16 protein-coding genes and 1 tRNA gene are annotated in these 18,419 nt (G+C 52.9%); 11 read left to right on the top strand and 6 right to left on the bottom strand.

Annotation, left to right across the window (positions count from 1 at the left end):
• Positions 1-109 precede the first annotated feature (109 nt).
• From pcn to TPEN_RS03240, 3 genes are read left to right on the top strand one after another with little or no spacing between them, the layout of a single operon-like run.
• Positions 110-853 carry a proliferating cell nuclear antigen (pcna) gene (pcn, locus tag TPEN_RS03250; protein ID WP_011752293.1) on the top strand — a complete coding sequence of 248 codons (744 nt, stop codon included), beginning with the start codon at positions 110-112 and terminating at the stop codon, positions 851-853.
• Positions 854-864: 11 nt separating this feature from the next.
• Positions 865-1,935, top strand: coding sequence for a DNA primase large subunit (locus TPEN_RS03245; protein ID WP_011752292.1), 1,071 nt, complete (start codon positions 865-867; stop codon positions 1,933-1,935).
• 55 nt (positions 1,936-1,990) lie between these two features.
• Positions 1,991-3,076 (top strand): DNA primase small subunit domain-containing protein, encoded by a 1,086-nt coding sequence (locus tag TPEN_RS03240; RefSeq protein WP_052885085.1) that lies wholly within the window; start codon positions 1,991-1,993, stop codon positions 3,074-3,076.
• Here TPEN_RS03240 and TPEN_RS03235 read toward each other — a convergent pair.
• Positions 3,069-4,037 (bottom strand): MBL fold metallo-hydrolase, encoded by a 969-nt coding sequence (locus tag TPEN_RS03235; protein ID WP_052885084.1) that lies wholly within the window; start codon positions 4,035-4,037, stop codon positions 3,069-3,071. The two genes, TPEN_RS03240 and TPEN_RS03235, sit on opposite strands and share 8 nt — an antisense overlap.
• Before the next feature lie 23 nt (positions 4,038-4,060).
• Positions 4,061-4,831 (bottom strand): phosphoribosyltransferase, encoded by a 771-nt coding sequence (locus tag TPEN_RS03230; protein ID WP_011752289.1) that lies wholly within the window; start codon positions 4,829-4,831, stop codon positions 4,061-4,063.
• 63 nt (positions 4,832-4,894) lie between these two features.
• Here TPEN_RS03230 and endA point away from each other — a divergent pair, with 63 nt between their 5' ends.
• Genes endA through TPEN_RS03210 form a run of 4 tightly spaced genes read left to right on the top strand, consistent with a single transcriptional unit; the run spans position 4,895 to position 9,019 of the window.
• A complete protein-coding gene (gene endA / locus TPEN_RS03225) occupies positions 4,895-5,524 on the top strand; it encodes a tRNA-intron lyase (protein ID WP_245534181.1) in 630 nt (209 codons plus the stop codon).
• A 57-nt stretch (positions 5,525-5,581) separates the two neighbouring features.
• On the top strand, positions 5,582-6,370 hold the full coding sequence (locus TPEN_RS03220; protein WP_011752287.1) for an S-methyl-5'-thioadenosine phosphorylase: 789 nt from the start codon (positions 5,582-5,584) through the stop codon (positions 6,368-6,370).
• 52 nt (positions 6,371-6,422) lie between these two features.
• Entirely contained in the window at positions 6,423-7,721 is a 1,299-nt protein-coding gene (gene ahcY / locus TPEN_RS03215) for an adenosylhomocysteinase (RefSeq protein ID WP_011752286.1), read from the top strand.
• An 11-nt stretch (positions 7,722-7,732) separates the two neighbouring features.
• Positions 7,733-9,019, top strand: a complete 1,287-nt coding sequence (locus tag TPEN_RS03210; protein WP_011752285.1) for a tRNA (N(6)-L-threonylcarbamoyladenosine(37)-C(2))-methylthiotransferase — start codon at positions 7,733-7,735, stop codon at positions 9,017-9,019.
• Between the two features lie 21 nt (positions 9,020-9,040).
• On the opposite strand, the gene metG is transcribed toward TPEN_RS03210, so the two are convergent.
• The 3 genes from metG to TPEN_RS03195 form a co-directional block, all read right to left on the bottom strand.
• Positions 9,041-10,738 (bottom strand): methionine--tRNA ligase, encoded by a 1,698-nt coding sequence (gene metG, locus TPEN_RS03205; RefSeq protein WP_011752284.1) that lies wholly within the window; start codon positions 10,736-10,738, stop codon positions 9,041-9,043.
• Between the two features lie 82 nt (positions 10,739-10,820).
• Positions 10,821-12,434 carry a hypothetical protein gene (locus TPEN_RS03200; RefSeq protein ID WP_148677915.1) on the bottom strand — a complete coding sequence of 538 codons (1,614 nt, stop codon included), beginning with the start codon at positions 12,432-12,434 and terminating at the stop codon, positions 10,821-10,823.
• A 250-nt stretch (positions 12,435-12,684) separates the two neighbouring features.
• Positions 12,685-14,889, bottom strand: coding sequence for an elongation factor EF-2 (locus TPEN_RS03195; protein ID WP_011752282.1), 2,205 nt, complete (start codon positions 14,887-14,889; stop codon positions 12,685-12,687).
• A gap of 241 nt (positions 14,890-15,130) precedes the next feature.
• Between TPEN_RS03195 and TPEN_RS03190 the strand changes: the two genes are divergently transcribed.
• The 4 genes from TPEN_RS03190 (at position 15,131) to TPEN_RS03175 (ending at position 18,017) form a co-directional block, all read left to right on the top strand.
• Entirely contained in the window at positions 15,131-16,078 is a 948-nt protein-coding gene (locus TPEN_RS03190) for a PfkB family carbohydrate kinase (RefSeq protein WP_011752281.1), read from the top strand.
• Between the two features lie 186 nt (positions 16,079-16,264).
• Positions 16,265-17,491 carry a threonine ammonia-lyase gene (ilvA, locus tag TPEN_RS03185; protein WP_011752280.1) on the top strand — a complete coding sequence of 409 codons (1,227 nt, stop codon included), beginning with the start codon at positions 16,265-16,267 and terminating at the stop codon, positions 17,489-17,491.
• Between the two features lies 1 nt (position 17,492).
• Positions 17,493-17,873, top strand: coding sequence for a RidA family protein (locus tag TPEN_RS03180; RefSeq protein WP_011752279.1), 381 nt, complete (start codon positions 17,493-17,495; stop codon positions 17,871-17,873).
• A 40-nt stretch (positions 17,874-17,913) separates the two neighbouring features.
• Positions 17,914-18,017, top strand: a tRNA-Leu gene (locus TPEN_RS03175).
• 159 nt (positions 18,018-18,176) lie between these two features.
• Here the strand turns inward: TPEN_RS03175 and TPEN_RS10155 are convergent.
• Complete coding sequence (locus tag TPEN_RS10155; RefSeq protein WP_342610100.1) at positions 18,177-18,311, bottom strand: hypothetical protein; 135 nt, start codon at positions 18,309-18,311, stop codon at positions 18,177-18,179.
• Between the last annotated feature and the right edge of the window lie 108 nt (positions 18,312-18,419).

Genomic DNA, 18,419 nt, shown 5'->3' with positions numbered 1-18,419 from the left:
GTAAGAAGACAGCTACCTCATAGCTTTAAAACTTCTATACTGGCTCAAACCAGGCAATTCTTAATGATAGGTTTTAATGTAGCCTGATGCTTGTAAGGTTGGTGGAAAAATGGTGAAATTCGTATTTCCTGATGCCCGTGAATGGAAGTACATAATAGAGAGCCTTGCAACAATAGTCGACGAGGCAAACTTCGTCGCATCGCCCGAGGGACTGAAGCTGAGGGCGCTCGACCCCGGACGTATCGCCATGGTCGACCTCTTCATACCCTCGAACCTCTTCGAAGAGTACTCGGTAGACCAGGAGACGAAGATAAGCGCCGTCCTAGACGATATCGACAAGGTCCTCAAAAGGGCTAAAAGCGACGACAAAATATCCTTCGAGGTATCCCAGGGCAGGCTGATCATAACGCTATCCGGGAGAGCCGAGAGAAGGTTTAAGTTCCCGTTGATAGATATAGCTGGGCAAGAGCTACCATCACCGAAGCTTAACTTCACAGTAGCCGCTAAAATGCTGAGCGATACTTTTAGGGACGCGTTAAAGGACGCGTCGCTCGTCTCGGAGTCCGTTAAGCTCAAAGCAGAAGACGAGTCGCTGTGGCTACTGGCCAGAAGCGATAAAGGAGAGATAGAGAGCCGCTTCTCCATAGAGACGGGAAGCCTCGTCGAGATAGACGTTAAAGAGGCGGCAGAGGCGAGCTACGGGATAGACTTCCTGGATAAGATAGTGTCGAAGGCGTACAGGATCAGCGATATACTCGGCCTGCGCTTTGCCACGAACATGCCTCTCGAAATGACGTTCGACATAGCCGGCGGAGGTACACTGAAGTACCTTTTAGCTCCTAGAATGGAGTAGGAGCCCTAATCATGTGGCCAAGCTCCAGCGCACACACGATCAGAGTTATATTAGATACAAAGGACTACGCTAAATACCCTTTCCTGAGAGAGGCTGTAGAAAGCATCAGGGAGACTGGGTTAACGCTTGAAGATCTAGAGAGGTTCGACGCGGTAGACGACGCGAAAGAGAAAATAAAAAGTGTAATAACGCGCGGCGAATACCCTTCCATCGACGACTACCAAAACGAAGTCCCTGCTTTTCTAACATGCATAGTTATTCTCTCCGAGATCGGCGACAGCGCACTGAGCGAAAGATTCGCCGTAGCATTCTCTAAAAAAGTGAGTGAAAACCTGAAAGAGGAAGAGAAGGAGGAACGCATCGAGATAGCTTTCCACATAGCTAGCTCTGTTCTCGGATGGTCCTTCGACGTAGACGAAAAAGGAACGTTGATCAGGTTGAGATACAAGGACTACCTCTCTGGGGTCCCAGAGTACACCGGGGAATGGAAGCTCGTGAACAGGTTGCTGGATAAAGGTTACGTGGAGGTTCGAAAAGAGAGTTTCCTGAGGCTCATAGAAACCGGGGTGAAAAAGTACGTGTTAAGGCTTATTGAGCAAACTAAGGTCGATGAGGCAAGGATACCTCCTAAGCTTTACAGCGCAGTAGAAGAGATAGCCAGCATTTGGTCTAAGCAACGCGAGGAGCTGTTAACGTATGCGAGGAACGCCTCTAAGGGTAAAAGGGAGGACCTCTTTCCCCCCTGCATTCGCGCGATAATCCAGGACATCTCGGCTGGGAAAAACCTTCCTCACAGCGCCAGGTTTGCGCTTGCATCTTTCCTTCTAAGCGTTGGGTTCTCTGTTGACGAGGTACTGGAGGTGTTCAAGCTTTCGCCGGACTACCGGGAGGATATCGCCCGGTACCAAGTGGAACACATAGCCGGTATGCGCGGCTCCAGGACTAAGTACCTCCCATACAAGTGTGATAACATGAGGTCTTACGGTCTCTGCAGGTGGAGATGCGAAAACATAAGGCACCCGTTACAGTTTTTCTTTAAAGCGGCGAGGGGGCGTGCACCGCGCGTCACAGAGCTCAGCTAAGTCCGACATGGCACTGATTCGGGGGCTTTTCGCCCGGTACTACGCGAGAACCAGTGTGGAGGCTCCATCAGAGCTCTCAAAGAGGGAGTTCGCGTTCTCAATGTTTAATTCAACCTCGATGATTAGGCATCTATCCTTCAGTACCCGAGAAGAGCTCGACGACTACATCCGCGTAAACGTCCCCCAGCACGCATACTACTCCTCCGCGTACTACCAGTACCCCTCAGCCCAGGAAATGGGGGAGAAAGGGTGGCTCGGCGCAGACCTAGTCTTCGATATCGATGTAGACCACATCCCCACCCCTTGCAAGGACCTCCACGATCGCTGGCGTTGCCAGGACTGCGGTGCGGAGGGCTGGGGATTCACGAAGAAATGCCCCTCCTGCGGTAGCGAGCGGCTCGAGTGGAGCAAGTGGGTATGTAGTACTTGCATCAACGTAGCCAGAGAGGAAATGATCAAGCTCGTCGAGATCCTGGAAGACGACTTCGGGTTCGATAGAGCAGAGATGCGAGTAGCTTTCTCCGGACACAGGGGGTTCCACCTACACGTTGAAAGCGAAGCTGTAAAAGACCTAGACCAGGACGCAAGAAGAGAGATCACCGACTACGTGAGAGGCATAGGCATAGACGTGAAACTCTACCTGAAGCCCGCCGGGAAAAGTCTGTACACGTACAAGTACTCTGCCACCTCGCCGGGGTGGGCGGGGAGAATCGCGAAGTACCTATTGCTGAGGCTCCTCCAAGCTGGCGAGAATGGAGAGCTGGAATCCCTCTCCATGGAGTACGAGCAGTGGGAAAAGACGATAAAGGAGGCCGTCTCCGAGCTTTCCGTAAAAGTCGACGAAAAGGTCACGATAGACACAAAAAGACTCATAAGACTACCTGGAAGCCTCCACGGGAAAACAGGGCTAAAGGTCTTCTCGATGAGCGTAAACGAGCTCGAAAACCTCGACTCAGACTCCATTCTAAAGAGAGCGATAGTATTTCCGGATGAAAAGGTGCAGGTTGCCATAGAGAAGCCTCCGAGAAAAGTTCTCTACTACAGTCTTGAAAAGGTGGAAGAGGGAAAACTGGAGGTCCCCCTCTTCCTCGCTGTCTACATGGTTCTCAACGGAAAGGCCAGGCTACTGAACTTCAGGTGATCGTCACCTCTCTTTCCGCGTAAGCCTCGACTCCTAAAAGCCTCTTTAAGGACTCTGCCAACTCGCTTCTATAGCCGCAGAACGGTATGGCAACCTCGGCGCCGCTATCCCTTACGTACCTCACTATCTGCGAGAAGTCTGCATGGGACGACAGTGGGAAACCACCCCCCTTAACGGCCCACCCCGTGCAGAGGCAGTGTGGTAGCCTGGCATCGTGCCTAGAGGCAAGGTGCGTGATCACAGGCCCTGCACGCTCCGGAATACTGCCCACCCACGGAGCGTATTTTCCGAGCCATTCTCCGTACTTCTCATAAACCCTATTCACGGACGCCACGCTCTCCTCCACCAGCGGAACGACATCCATTGACATGTACATCAGTGCCGTCAACTCCTGGGCTACTCCCACCCTCCTACCTTTAAGGAGTACGGGAGTCCCCTCCTCCATCCTGCTCTTCACGAATTCTACTAGTCCACGGTACAGCTCTGTTCTCGGGGGGAAGACGTACTCAGGGGAACCGTAGGTCCCATCGATTATGACCACGTCTGCTCTCACCACGCTGGCCGGTTTTAGGACAAGCCTTTTCTCGAGGTTGAAATCCCCCGTGAACACGATCCGCTTACCTTCGAGCTCGATTAAGAATTGTAGGCTTCCAACTATATGCCCCGAGCTAAACGCATCTATGCGAACACCCTCTACTTCCACCTCCTCTCCGTCCTCGATGTATACGACATTCCGAAGCCTGAGGGAGGGGTCTATGATTTCCCTGGTGGCTCTGCTCATAACTATCGGGGTGTTGGGGAGCGACCTTAGCGCTCTAAGCGAGTAGTGATCACTGTGCGCGTGGGATACTATGACTACGCTCGGCTTTAGGGCGGGCGTTCTCGTGGGGTCAAATACAACGGTGGCTCTGCCGCCCTGTACAACGACACCGTGATCAACGAGCACTGTGACGCCTTGCATAACCGGGCAGAGAGAAAGAAACTTTACCTCGCTATATACCTCTCCCCTTTCTTTTCCAGCAATCCCATCTCCACCAACCTGTTCAGCGCTAACCGGTAGTACTTCTCGCCGACGTCTATCCCGTAGATCTCTCTGAACTCCGAGACCAGTTCCTCGAAAGTCCACTCGGTTTTACCTGTTTTCCGCCCTTCGGATACTATCTTCTCGAGGAAGTTGGTAGTGTCCTCTGCGCGTGTCCACGGGTACTGGTACCAGACCCACTCTTTCACCTCTTCCACGTAAAAGTCGGGCTTTATCTTAGCTACGGGAGAGATCCACTGCATAGCCGCGATTTTAAGCTCTGCAGGCTTCCAGTTGGAGAGTATGTAATCCCTAGCCACGATTACTGAGTCCCCGGTATCCACTATATCGTCTACGAGCAAAACCCTCTTCCCCGAGAGGTTGAGCTGGTAAGGATACTTGACGTGCGCCACCGAGGTTATCTCCGCAGCTCTCCCCCAGTGCAGAACCTGAATGCTTGCTAGGTCGTGCACGTCTAGAAAGTCGCAGAGAAGCCTCGCCGGGACGTACCCACCCCTAGCTATCGCCACCACAATGTCCGGCGTAAACCCCGAGGACTTCACTTTTTCAGCTAAAGACCTGCACCATTCGACGACCTCTTCCCATAGAACTAACTTAGTGTTAACCTTTGTTTTTGTTGTCACATAGAGTTTTACTGTGCATGAAGAAAAAGCTTTCGTCGCGCAATTCTTAGTCACATGAGCGGGCAAGTGGTTCGCACGCGATAAGACCATGGAAGAAGCGGCGCCCGGTCTCCTAGTGTAGCATACTAATGCGCAGAGGCGAAGTAAGTATCTTTGATCGCAAAGTATTTCAGAGACACAGACCCCGACATGCACACGGGACACTGTATGCATGGAAAGCCTCCCTCGGAGTGCACGAAGATAGAGGCAGTCCTCCTCGGAACGAGGGTGGTAGTACTGGATCCTCTTCAAGGAAACCAGTTGTACTTCAAAGGAGGTTTCTACGGACGCTTCTTCACGGTGCCCAAGCCGAAGCTCCCAGACGTACGCAAAGAGCTAGAACTGTCTCTTTTCGACGCAATGTACCTTCTGGAACAGGGCTGCCTAGACCTTAAAAGAGAGGACGGGAGCCCTGTTTCTCCCTCGGAGCTTTTCGAGCTTGCATCCAGAATCTATGAAAACTTCTACGACGCTTATGCTGTTTACAAGGACCTGAGGGGAAGAGGCTACGTAGTGAAGTCGGGAATGAAATTCGGTTCCACGTTTGCCGTGTACCAGTTCGGTCCCGGCATTGACCACTCGATCTTCTTGGTGGATGTCTTGAAGTATAACGACAAGCTTGACCCTATACAGATCATAAGGGCTGGGAGACTTTCGCATTCCGTGAGGAAACACTTCATACTCGCTTATAGAGACCCGGTAGACGGAAAGATTCAATACTTCTCGTTTAGGTGGCTTATGTAGGATCTCGGGGAAGATCCCCGGAAAGATTATTATCCCGGGCGCGCACGTAATAAACGTATGGAGAAAGTAAAGATTGGCATCATAGGAGGAAGCGGCCTCTATTCTCCGGACTTCCTGACTAACCCCAAGGAGGAGAAAATCTACACACCGTATGGCCCGCCCTCCTCTCACGTGGTTATAGGGGAAATCGCTGGGAGAAAGGTTGCATTCATACCCAGGCACGGTAAGAGACACGAGATACCACCACACAAGGTCAACTACCGCGCCAACATATACGCTCTCAAGGAGCTTGGAGTAGAGAGACTTATCTCCGTCTCGGCGGTGGGAAGCCTACGCGAGGATTACAAGCCCGGAGACTTTGTATGCACGGACCAGTTTATCGACATGACTAAGGGTAGGGTGTATACGTTCTACGATGGCCCGGTCGTGGCACATGTATCGATGGCAGACCCCTTCTGCCCCGAGCTTAGGGAGCTCTGTATAAGGAGCGCTAGAAAGCTGGGCATAACTATGCACGAGAAAGGCACCTACATCTGCATTGAGGGGCCGAGGTTCTCCACCAGGGCGGAATCCAGGCTATGGCGCCAGTTCGGCGCCGACATCATAGGCATGACGCTCGTACCCGAGGTTAACCTTGCGAGAGAAGCCAGGATGTGCTTCCTAAACATCGCAATGGTAACTGACTACGACGTCTGGGCCGAGAAACCAGTAACAGCTCACGAAGTAGCAAGGGTTATGGCGGAGAACACAGAAAAGGTGAAGAGGCTCCTAGCAGACCTTATACCGAGCATACCTGAGGAAAGAAAGTGTCAATGCGCACGCGCACTCGACGAAGCACTCATTTAGTCGCGCGTGATATATAAAAAGCCCTATGTTTTTCACTGCGCTGGTGTAGAGCATGGAGTACCGTGTGAAGGACATCTCGCTAGCGCCTAAGGGAAGGCTGATGGTCGAATGGGCTGAAAGGCACATGGCCGTTCTTAGGTCTATAAAGGAGTCGTTCTCGGAGAGGCAGCCGCTCAAGGGGGTCAAGATAGCGGCGTGCATGCATGTAACCAAGGAAACCGCTGTGCTCATGCTTACACTAAAGGCTGCCGGTGCAGAGATAGCACTCGCGGCTTCAAACCCGCTCTCGACGCAGGACCCTGTAGCCGCGTATCTTGCGAGCGAGGGTGTAAGCGTGTTTGCCTGGAAGGGTATGACTGAAAGGGAGTACTTCGAGTCTATTGCTCGGGCTGCATCAATAGAGCCGGATATCACTATGGACGATGGGGGAGACCTAACGGTAATGCTTCACAAACTGAGCATTGGAGAGGCTAAGGGGCTGGACTACGAGGTTGCCAAAGAAATTGTTCCACCGGATGCCTACAAGCGCGTAGTCGGAGGAACGGAGGAAACGACGACGGGGGTTATACGTCTAAGAGCCCTCGAGAGAGAAGGCAAGCTTCTCTACCCAGTCATCGCTGTAAACGACTCGATGACGAAGTACATGTTCGACAACCGCTTCGGTACGGGGCAGTCCACCCTTGACGGGATACTCAGGGCTACAAACATCCTCCTCGCCGGGAAGAACGTGGTAGTCGCGGGTTACGGCTGGGTCGGGCGCGGAATAGCCTGGAGGGCTAGGGGCATGGGCGCCCGTGTCATCGTCGTGGAGGCTGACCCTATAAAGGCTCTCGAGGCCTACTACGAAGGCTTCTACGTTACAGACATGCGCGAGGCGTCCAAGATTGGCGACGTGTTCATAACCGCTACGGGAAACAGAGACGTTGTACGCGAAGAGCACTTCCTGGAAATGCGGGACGGGGCAATACTCGCGAATGCAGGGCACTTCAACGTGGAGATCTCTGTCGAGGACCTCGAGAGAATCTCTACGTCCAAGAGAAGGATTAACGAAAACGTGGAGGAATATACTCTTAGGAACGGTAAAAAGCTCTACCTGCTCTCCGAGGGAAGGCTCGTCAACTTGGCCGCGGCGGAAGGGCATCCCAGCGAGGTCATGGACCTCTCATTTGGTAACCAGGCGCTGGCAGTTCACCTCCTCTGGAAGAAGAAGGGAAAACTCAAGCCAAAGGTTTACAGGCTACCTGCTCAGCTGGACAGAAGAATAGCGTTGATCAAGTTGAAGTCCCTGGGAGTAAGGATAGAGAGGCTGACGCCGAAGCAGGTAGAATACTTAAGGAGCTGGACCGCGTAAAGAACAGGGCCATGGCGCGAGTCTACATCGAGACCTTTGGCTGCTGGCTCAATAAAGGAGAAAGCAACATAATGGCAACACTGCTCAAGAGGAGAGGACACAAGGTAGTAGAAAGTATCGAGAACGCAGACGTAGTCATACTCAATACCTGTGCAGTTAGAGGAGACACCGAGACGAAAATTTTCAGGAGGCTAAGAGAGCTGGAAGAATTAAGGCAAAAGAGGGGGTTTAGGCTCGTAGTCAGCGGGTGCCTCGTCAACGTACGCCCTAAGAGCATACTTGACGTCGCGCCCAGCGCTTCACTAGTGGAGCCCGACGCTATCGAAAAAATACCCGAGGTTGTCGAATCCGAGGACAAGCTTCTCATCGTTCGGCAGTATAAAGCTTCCCGAAACGTGCTTCCAGACTACAGCGGGGGGGCCGTCCACGTCGTGCCAATAGAGAGCGGATGCCTCGGCTCCTGTGCTTTCTGCATCGAATGGGTTACACGGGGTACCGGCGTTAAGAGCTACCCGATCGATGTGATAATTGAGAACGTGAGGGCCGCTGTCTCTAAGGGTGCTAGGGAAATCTTCCTAACAGGCCAGGACGTAGCAGCCTACGGCTACGACTTGGGGACAAACCTCTACGAGCTCGTGAAGAGGATACTTGAGGAGGTGGACGGAGAGTACAGGGTTAGGCTCGGCATGATGGAGCCCATGCTCTTGGGGAGGTTTCTCAAAAATCTCTTGGAGCTTTTCAGAGACGAGAGGCTTTACAGGTACTTCCATATCCCAGCGCAGTCTGGAGACGACAAAGTGCTGAGGCTCATGCGGCGCAAATACACAGTAGAGGAGTATAAGGGGATCGTGAACACGATCAGAGGCTCAGGGTGGAAGTTCAGCATAGTCACGGACATAATAGTGGGGTTCCCGGGAGAGGGTGAGGCGGAGTTTCAAAATACCCTAAAGTTCCTAAGGGAAGTAATGTTCGACAAGGTGCACGTTGCTCGCTACACGTTTAGGCCCTTTACGGAGGGGTACGTGATGTCGGGTGTACCTGAGCCCGTGAAGAAGCAGAGGAGCAGGCTTGCCTCGAGGGTCGCCTTAGAAGTCGCGTACGAGATAAACAGGAGCTACGTGGGAGAAGAGAGGGAAGTTGTAGTGGAGGGCACCTCTATCCGCGGAGACCTTGTTGGAAGAACGATAGAGTATAAGCCTGTCGTTATTAAGGATCAAGAAGCAAGGGTCGGGGAGATAGTTAGAGTGAAGATAGTCGACGCCACGCCGGTCAGCCTAATAGGCAAAGTGCTTGCTTAGCGTTAAGGAGAAAAACCATGCCTAGCTGCTACGGCTTGCGCGTAGCTCCTCGATCTTCTCCACTGCTGCTTTCAGCTCCTCCTCGCTTATCTTCCTGAACAGGGGTCTCGGGCTTGGGAGTTCTTGACCCGGCGGTACAGCTTCGTTTATCTCGTGCCAACGGTGATTCGCTATGTCGTCCTTGTACCCTAGGAGCTTCCACATCTCCTGGCTGCTCCTGGGGATTATTGGATAGAGCATTATTGCTAATGCTTTGACAGCGTGTAGGGCTAGGAACGCAGGGGTTCTCGCAGACTCGGAGTCTAGTTCCCAGGGTTTCCGGAAGTTGAGATAGGAGTTGCCCGAGCTGGAGAGCCATAGTATGTGCGTTAAAGCTTCCTTGAAGCGAAAAGCGTACATGAACTCCGCGACTTCACGGGATCTCGCCAGGATCTCCTCCCTGAACTTCAAGTCCTCATCTGCGAAGTCCAGGGGAGCTGGCGCTATGCCTCCGAATTTTCTCTGCACAAGCACCAGCACTCTGTGCACAAAGTTCCCAATATTGTCGTTAAGGTCGTTGTTCACTATTCTGAGGAACTCCTCCCACGTGAAGCTCATGTCTTTCTGCTCCGGTCTAAGAGAGACGAGTACGAATCTCCAGTAATCCGCCGGGAAGACTTCCAGCGCTTCGTCAATCCAGACACCAATCCTTCGACTCTTCGAGAACTTCAACCCCCTGAAGAGTAAGTACTCCGTGGAGGCCACGGTCCACGGCAGAACGTACTTCTCCCCGCTCGCAATAAGCAACGCTGGAAGGATCAACGTATGGAAAGGTATGTTATCTTTTCCTATGAAGTATACGCTCCTCGTCTCCGGGTCGAGCCAGAACTCCTTCCACTTCTCCGGCTCTCCCTTCGAGGCGAAGTACTCTATTGTAGCCGAGATGTATCCTAGCACTGCCTCCATCCAAACATAGATTGTCTTATCCTCGGCCCCAGGAAAGGGTGCCGGTATGCCCCACTTGTTGTCTCGTGTGAGGGCTCGCGGTTTTAACCCGTCCCTCAGTATCTGGAGGCTCATGTTGCGCGCGTTTGGAGGGAGGTTTTCGTTTTCTTCGATGTACCGCTTCAAGGCATCCGTCAGCTTCGGAAGGTCGAAGAACCAGTGTGTAGTAGTCCTAAGCTCGGGCGTTGACCCACATATTGCACACCTGGGGTTCAGGAGAAGGGTAGGTTCGAGCAAGCGCCCGCAGTTCTCACATTGATCGCCGTATGCACGGTCGTAGCCGCAATACGGGCACGTGCCTACTATGTAGCGGTCGGGGAGAAATATCTTGTCCTTAGGACAGTAGTACAGTTGCACGGTATCCGAGAAAACGTACCCGTTTTCGTAGACCCTCCTGTAGAAATCCTGGACGAACTTTATGTGCGTGGGACTCTCAGTCTTAGAGTAGTTATCGAAGCTTATCTCCCACCTCTCGAAAAGCTCCTTAATTTTTTCGTGGTTCCGCTCCGCCAAATCCTTGGGGCTTTCTCCCCGCTTCAAAGCTTCAACCTCGATAGGCGTACCGTGCATGTCAGAGCCAGAAACGAAGACCACTTCATCCCCCGCTAACCTCAGGAACCTAGCGGCAACGTCTGCCGAGAGCACCGAGCCTATGAGGTTACCGAGGTGTGGTACTCCGTACGCATAGGGCCACGCGGCGAGTACTAGCCACTTGCGCCTAGCCTTATCACCCAAGTAGACCACCGCTATCTCTGCGCGGTGCGCGCTGAAATAAAACCGTTGCTTTGTATTACTCTAAGTTATACCATGAGAAGAGTTAGGCGCTAAGCAGCCTGGTGACTCTTCTTGTAAATTCGCGAGCAAGGCTCAGGATTTCCTCCTCTATTTTCTCGGCGCTTTCAACGTACTCTTTCTTGGCGAGTCTACCCGACCTATACGCCCTTTCTATTTTCTCGAGTTCTCGGATCTTTTCTTCAACCATTCTCGCAAATTCGTCTAGCTCGGAGAAAATCTTCGACCAGTCACCCTCGAGGCCTTTAAGCGCATCCCTGAGCAACTTGTCGTACTCCCTGTTCCTCTGCTCCATAAGTCTTAGAACGGAAGTCACCTTAGTTATACCGGCTTTTCTTCCCCGGAGATCCCTTAGCTGCTCGACGAGCTCCTCCAAGGCTCTCTCACGGCTTACCAGTATCCTTTCCAGCTCTTCGAGTCCCCGCCTCTGGGACAGCGACTTCTCCAAGGCCTCCGCCTTTGCCTCCGAGATGCGCCTTCTCGAGCTGTAGTAAACCGCTCCCATTACTAGTAGAAGCACCAGTACAGCCAGCAGGTAGACTCCGAGTGGTACGCCTGCACTCTTTGAGGCAAAGGTAGCGGATACTTGTACCGGCTGATACGTATCGCTTAGAAAGAGGGGGCCAACGGGCTTCAGGAAATAGCAGTGAACATCCCCCTCCACGCTTTCCGCTAGAACGTTGCCGTCTATACGCGCTAAACCCCTCAAGCAGATGCTCACAGAGTAGTTCTTTACGAGAAAGCCCAAGCCCATGAAAGCCGGCACACTGTTATTGAACTTCATGCTGTAGACCACCGAGAACGTCGTCTCCTGACCCCTAGACTGTAGAGAGGATAGAAGGCTGTACATTACGAGTGTGGAGGCGTTGCCGCTATAGGTGCTAATATACCTACTTGGAACCTTACCGAACCCCCAGTAGACGCCTTCAAGTGCGGCGTTCTTTGGCAGGTTAAAGCCCAAGGCCTCCACCCAAGCGTCCGATAGAGACCTAACGGTTATTGTGTCGTTGAAAACGGCTTTACCGTCCTCTATCAGTATCTGCCTCTGGAGGTACGTCACCTTGTATAACTGCAGGCTCGTAGAAGAGGCATTGCCGGCTACAAGGTCCAAGGTCGCCGGAAGGACAGTTCTATTGTAGCTGACGCCTGTGCCCGCGACGTTTCCATAAGAGGTCTTAATCCCAGTGACCTGGGGTAGAAAGATCCTCCCAGTTACATTGCAAATGAAACCCGCCGGTGACAAAGGAACAGGGAAAAGCACCTTTACGGTGCCATCTTCAACGGAGAGAGAGTCAAACACGAAGGTTACGTTTACCTTAGAGTAGGGGGCTGGGAAAACGAATACCGCGAAGTCCCCATCCACGTTTGCTTTTACGACAGCGTTACCGGCCCGCGCTACCGCCAGGACTAGATAGTCCTTGTACTTAGAGAGGTTAAACCTCAACGAGTTCACCGGTTGCTTTAAATCCAGGTTTACGAATACTAGAGCGTAGCCGTACTCTACCCTGCCCGAGACACTCGCAGTCGCCAACGCCACCGTTGCCTCCCCGGTAGCCATACTTGTAAAGGCAAGAAGCATCACTAGGGTAAGCGCCGTCACTGCTCGCGGAAGTCCAGAGCCCATCGTAGTCCTCTTCAAACACTTCACCTCGCACGCTAGGAATCCTTACCCTACCACACATACGCGCTTATAATACTTACGCGCTCACCTGTAGGAAGAGGTCGGGCGCTTTTTCTCTTTAATCTCCCTATAGACCCACGCCTTGATGAGTTAGATCGAACGTCTGAAAAGTTGCCTATATCCTTCCCTGAAACCTTTAGGCCTTCGCAACGAACAACAAGTACACAGGCATATATGAAAGAGGTGCAAAAGACCCTGCTTTCCAGGTTTAGGGTCCTAAGAACTCCTCAATTGTTGGTAGCTTCTTGGGTAGACCCTTTCTCTCCCTGATTGCTAATGCTATCTGTTCGAGTTGTGAGGATGGTACCGGCGCCCACTTGTAGAACTCGTAGGCAAAGAAGGCTCTACCCTGAGTTGCTTCTCGCATTTCGTCTGCAATGTTGAAGCTTTCTGCCACGGGGAGCTCTGCCAGCACCCGCATGACCATGCCTCTCTCCTCCATCGAGAGTATTCTCCCCCTGTGCCTGTTAAGCACGGTTAGTACGCCGCTTACATGCTGCGTGGGCACTTTCACGTCGACCTTGAGTATCGGCTCTAGAAGCGTGGGCTTCGCGGAGAGTAAGGATGCCATGATACTGTTCTTTGTAGCCGGCATTATCTGCGCCGGTCCTCTGTGCGCTGGATCCTCGTGGAGCACCGCATCTACTAGAACTACCTTCACACCCCTTACCGGTTCCTGTGCCAGGGGTCCTGCCTCCATGGTCCACCTGAAGCCCTGTATAATGGTGTCTTTCACTTCCCTGAGGTATTGGATACCGCTTGTCTTGTTTACTATGACGTTGAAGTTCTCATCGATGTCCCATATATTGCGTGCCTCGTCGGTGTCCCATCCAGCGTATTCCCTGAGCAGAGTAGCCCTTTCGCGCCAGTCCTGGTCCGGGTATACTTTGCCCTCCTGCATGAGCTTTATTGTTTCCTCGTTAAGCGGTTCCACGTAGAAGTATAGTTTGTTGTGCTTGTTCGGAGACTTCCCTTCGAATACCTGTCCTTTCTCGCGGACAGTCTCCCTGTACCTCACGATCGGCGGTGAAGTAACTATTTCTATTCCTGTTCTTTGCTTAAGCTCCCAGAGGGTAATCTCGAGGTGTAAGGTTCCAACCCCGCTCAACAAGTACTCCCCGGTTTCCTGGTTTATGTACACCTTTAGCGTCGGATCCTCTATGGCGAGCTTCCTCAAAACGTCTACGAGCTTCGGAAGGTCGCTACTCTTCTTCGGCTCCACAGCTATCGTGACTACAGGCTCAGCAACGTATGCTAGGTGCTCGAAGGGAGTCATCACGTCCTTGTACTTTATGTCAACGACGGTTTCTCCCGCCCTCGCCTTGTCTAGTCCCAGCATTGCGACAATGTTTCCGGCTGAAATCTGCTCGGTCTTCTCCCTGTAGGGTCCCATGTAAAGCCCTACCTGAAGTACCTTCGCAGAGTCCTTCGCGTTCAGCAGGTAGACTTCCTGTCCCTCCGTTACGGTCCCAGAGAAGACCCTGCCCGTAGCGACGTGCCCAGCGTGTGGATCTACGGTTATCTTGCTTACAGCGACAACGGTAGGCCCGTCCGGGTCGCATTCCAGCATGGCTTTACCTATCTCGCTGTTAAGGTCTCCCTTCCAGAGCTTGGGAACCCTGTATTTCTGCGCCTCCCGCGGGTTAGGTATGTGCTCAACGACCATGTCCAGTAGCGCTACGTAAAGCGGAAACTCTTCTGCCAGTTTATCCTTCTCGTCTCTAAGGTAAGCGTCGATGATATAGTCGAACTTTACTCCTTTTTGAGTCGCTATGGGGACTGTAAGGCCCCACTTGTGTAACGCGCTACCAAAGGCTACCTGTCCTTTAGCAAAGTCCACCTTCCACTTGTCCTTGAACTCTTTATCTGCGTAGAGCTCGATCAACGCGTTGAACTCCTTGACAATCTCCACGAACCTCTGCTGTATCTCCCTGGGTTCAAGCCTAAGCTCCTTTATCAGCCTGTCAACCTTGTTTATGTAGAGCAAGGGGCGCACATACTCGGAGAGAGCTTGCCTAACCACGGTCTCCGTCTGCGTCATTACGCCTTCAACAGCATCTACAACGACTATACCTCCGTCCATCATCCTCAGGCTCCTAGTCACATGCCCCGTGAAGTCAACGTGTCCGGGCGTATCGACCAGGTTAATGACGTAGGGTTTGCCCTCCCACTCGTGGTAGAGCGAGACGTTTGCCGCTTTAACTGTCATTTGTCTGAGCTGCTCTATCTCTACATAGTCCAGTGCTAGTGCCTGTCCAGCTGCCTTCGGGCTAAGTATCCCCGCACCCATTAACAGAGAGTCGGAAGTCGTGGTCTTGCCGTGGTCTACGTGTGCAAGCGTACCTATATTCCGCACTTGCTCTACGTTTCTCATTATTTTTACGATGTCGGATACCTGCTTGTACCGCACCATCCCAACACGCCTCTATACCTTTACAGCAAATCCCGATTACTTCAACGGTTTTTATACTTTCTGCGCGCGGAAGGGTCACATGTGCGCGCAAGGAGGGGGCCGGGGCGCCTTTTTCTCGCGCACTCGCGCGCGTATCGCGCGCTACTGAGTGTATGTACTCTGCCAGCCCACTTTTTAGCCCGTAGGTTACTCCTCACTCTTCTCCCTAATGCGAGAGATTTATTTAAGGAGGCTCACGTGTTTGTGGGGACTCAAAGTGGACGTCTACTTGATCGGTCACCTCACTGTGGATATAGTCGTGGAAGGAGGAAACATGAGGCGAAGCCTAGGGGGAACGGTCACGTTTGGTTCGCTAGCCGCTATCAGGCACAACGCAACGCCACACGTCGTGTCGAAGGTTGGGAGAGACTTTCCCGACGAATACCTGATGTACCTGGGCAGAAACAACGTCGACTTAAGCTACGTGAGGCTTTCAAGGTACCTTCCTACGACAAAGTTTAAGCTCGTGTACAGGGAGGGAGGAGAGCGTGTCCTCTACCTCCTCTCGAGGTGCGAGGATATACTGTCGAGCGACGTGCCTCTCGATAAGCTTAAGGGCAACATAGCGGTGATAGGCGCGCTTATAGGCGAAGTCCCACCTAGCGTCGTACAGGAGATATCCGAGCACGCTTCTCTCGTTGTGAGCGATTTACAAGGCTACGTAAGGAGGCAGTCCGAGGACAGGAGCATAGTGCTTGCATCGACCCCCGAGGCTAAGCTCCTCATCTCCCTCTCCGATGTTGTACACGCAGAAGTAGCGGAGGCGAAGGCGGTCTTCGGGGATCTTCCTCCGGCCGAGCTAGCAAAGAGGATCGTAGAGGGGGGCGCGGCGGTAGCCCTTGTAACGCTTGGCGCCGGTGGAGCTTACGTGGCCACGAAGCAGAGAGTACTGTTCGTACCGAGCTTTCCTACAAGAGTTGTCGATAGAACAGGAGCCGGCGACGTATTCACCACAGTCTTTGCCATCGAGTACCATAGGCTTGGCGACTACAGAGAGGCAGCGGCCTATGCGACAGCCGCTGTCTCCTTCCTGATTGAGAAGCCGGGTCCCGATGGACTCCGAAGCCGATGGGAGGTTAAGAGAAGAGCGGAGAAAATACTGAATGAGATTAGGGAGTACCCTCTAGATGAGGATAGACGTTCAAGGTGATCGATGCAATAATCGGTGCGAGCAAGCTGTACAAGGGAGGAGGAACAAGAGAAAACAAGGCCGATTTTTCTACCTTTTCTAAGGAGGGGCTTCGTGGCCGGTAAGACTTCTCGCTTTTCTTCACAAGGATCAACGCGCGCGTCGCGCGCTGCAAAGGCTTTTATCGGCACAACTTGTAGAGTACACGTGTCTGTAGACGAAAAGCTGTTCGAGGAGCTTAGCATTAGGATAAAAGAGGCGCGCGACGTTCTGAGAAACGTTATACATAGGACTCCTCTGCAGGCTTCGAAGACTCTCTCAGACCTAACGAACTCGGAAGTTTACCTGAAGCTGGAAAATCTTCAAAAGACTGGGGCGTTCAAGGTTCGAGGAGCGTACTATAAACTGCAGAAACTAGCCAGGAGCGGCGTGAAAAGCGTTGTCGCGGCGAGCTCCGGGAACCACGCCCAGGGCGTAGCCTACTCCGCGTCCCTGCTAGGCATTAAATCGACGATCGTTATGCCCAGGTATACCCCTTTCTACAAGGTAAACGCCACTAAGAGCTACGGGGCAGAGGTCGTCCTCCACGGAGAAACCTACGACGACGCTTACCTGAAGGCGCTAGAAATAGCTGAGAAAACAGGCTCGCCGTTCGTGCACCCCTTCAACGATCCCGACATCATCGCCGGACAGGGAACCATAGGAGTCGAGATATTCGAAGATTTAAGCAACGTAGACCTGGTACTAGTACCCGTAGGTGGCGGTGGACTCATATCCGGAATAGCAGTGGCCTTGAAGAAACTAAAGCCCGACGTAAAGGTCGTAGGGGTTCAACCGAGGGGGGCTCCCGCCATGTACCTTTCCTTCCACGAGAAAAGGATAGTTGAAACCCCCCAGGTCAACAGCATAGCCGACGGTGTTATCGTTAAGCGCCCGGGGGACCTCACCCTCAGGATAATGGAGGAATTCGTCGACGACGTAGTGCTAGTCGACGACCGAGAAATAGCGAGGGCCATGTTCCTTCTCCTAGAGCGCGTGAAGACTGTGGCCGAGCCCGCGGGCGCTCTCTCCGTAGCCGCGCTGACCTCCGGGGCTGTGAGTGCAGAGGGCAAAAGGGTCGTCGCAGTAGTGAGCGGTGGCAACGTAGACCCCGCGCTCCTAGTCAGGATCCTAGGACAGGTGCTATACGCGGAGGGGAGACAGGTGAGGATACAGGGAGTGCTCCCAGACAAGCCTGGACAACTGAAGAAAGTCATCGATGTTGTCTCCGAGCTCGGGCTGAACATAGTGGAGATACAGCACGAGAGGCTAAACCCGCTGCTAAGCCCGGGTATGGCTCAGGTTACGCTAGGCCTCGAGGTGCCCTCGCGAGAGTACGCAGACATGCTTATCTTAAAGCTTAAAGCCCAGGGCCTCGACTTTAAAGTGATATAAAATGGTATTGGAAGTAGTATTCACGGAGAAAGCGCCGAAACCGATAGGACCTTACTCTCAAGCCGTTAAGGTTGGCTCTTTGGTGTTCGTCTCGGGCCAGATACCGATAGACCCCTCTTCGGGGGAGATTGTAGGCAAGGACATCAGGGAGCAGACAAGAAGAGTGCTCGAAAACGTGAAGGCCATTCTAGAAGCTACCGGAAGCTCTCTCGACAAAGTAGTATACTCTCTAGTCTTCCTAAGGAACCTCTCCGACTTCAAAGCATTCAACGAAGTCTACGAGGAGTACTTCAAGAACACTAAGCCCGCGCGAGTAACAGTGCAAGCGGCCGACATACCCAGAGGGGCACTCGTTGAAATCTCAGTAATAGCTACTACATAAGGACAAAAGGTTTTTAGGTTCTTTGGCAATTTTTGAATCAGCGGGGGTGCCCGAGCCAGGTTAAAGGGGGCGGACCCCTAGGGGCCTAGACTCAAGATCCGCTGGCGTTGGCCTGCCCGGGTTCGAATCCCGGCCCCCGCACCATTCTCCCCGGACGTGCGAACGCCGGTAAAGAGGCTAGTAGCTGAGATGTCTAGAGCAATACAAGACTAGACACATAGTGCTAGGAGGAGAGGGCCGGGCGCCTTTCCCTAGTGGTTTACCCTTATTCCTGCCCTGTCCCCAGCTTTTCAAGGTGATCCACTAGTTTACGAGCCTTGGGATATCGCGCGGCCTTCGCCTTCGCAAAGGCAGGAGTGTTGCGCGCAGAGTTGCGTCGTAGCGGGCGTGCTCGAAGAGAGAACTATGAGGCACAGCGAAGTACTCCCTGCCTCCCATTCGAACCACCCGGACGCTCCAGCCCTGAGCGCGCGCCGTCTCAACCCAGCCTTGAGGAACATCGTTAACCGCGATCCTCGCGTAGACATTGTTGGCGTTGGTACTGGA

It is taken from the genome of Thermofilum pendens Hrk 5, from assembly GCF_000015225.1.
Classification (GTDB): Archaea; Thermoproteota; Thermoprotei; order Thermofilales; family Thermofilaceae; genus Thermofilum; species Thermofilum pendens.
The sequence above is the reverse complement of the archived record's forward strand: the minus strand, read 5'-3'. Positions and strand labels throughout refer to the sequence as shown.

Bases quoted from the DNA above. Each gene is read 5' to 3' on its own strand.
- TPEN_RS10155 (WP_342610100.1), bottom strand. From the start codon at position 18,311: ATGGGAGGCAGGGAGTACTTCGCTGTGCCTCATAGTTCTCTCTTCGAG.
- TPEN_RS03230 (WP_011752289.1), bottom strand. From the start codon at position 4,831: ATGGTCTTATCGCGTGCGAACCACTTGCCCGCTCATGTGACTAAGAAT.
- ahcY (WP_011752286.1), top strand. From the start codon at position 6,423: ATGGAGTACCGTGTGAAGGACATCTCGCTAGCGCCTAAGGGAAGGCTG.
- TPEN_RS03235 (WP_052885084.1), bottom strand. From the start codon at position 4,037: ATGCAAGGCGTCACAGTGCTCGTTGATCACGGTGTCGTTGTACAGGGC.
- TPEN_RS03180 (WP_011752279.1), top strand. From the start codon at position 17,493: ATGGTATTGGAAGTAGTATTCACGGAGAAAGCGCCGAAACCGATAGGA.
- TPEN_RS03195 (WP_011752282.1), bottom strand. From the start codon at position 14,889: ATGGTGCGGTACAAGCAGGTATCCGACATCGTAAAAATAATGAGAAAC.
- TPEN_RS03245 (WP_011752292.1), top strand. From the start codon at position 865: ATGTGGCCAAGCTCCAGCGCACACACGATCAGAGTTATATTAGATACA.
- TPEN_RS03210 (WP_011752285.1), top strand. From the start codon at position 7,733: ATGGCGCGAGTCTACATCGAGACCTTTGGCTGCTGGCTCAATAAAGGA.
- TPEN_RS03220 (WP_011752287.1), top strand. From the start codon at position 5,582: ATGGAGAAAGTAAAGATTGGCATCATAGGAGGAAGCGGCCTCTATTCT.
- pcn (WP_011752293.1), top strand. From the start codon at position 110: ATGGTGAAATTCGTATTTCCTGATGCCCGTGAATGGAAGTACATAATA.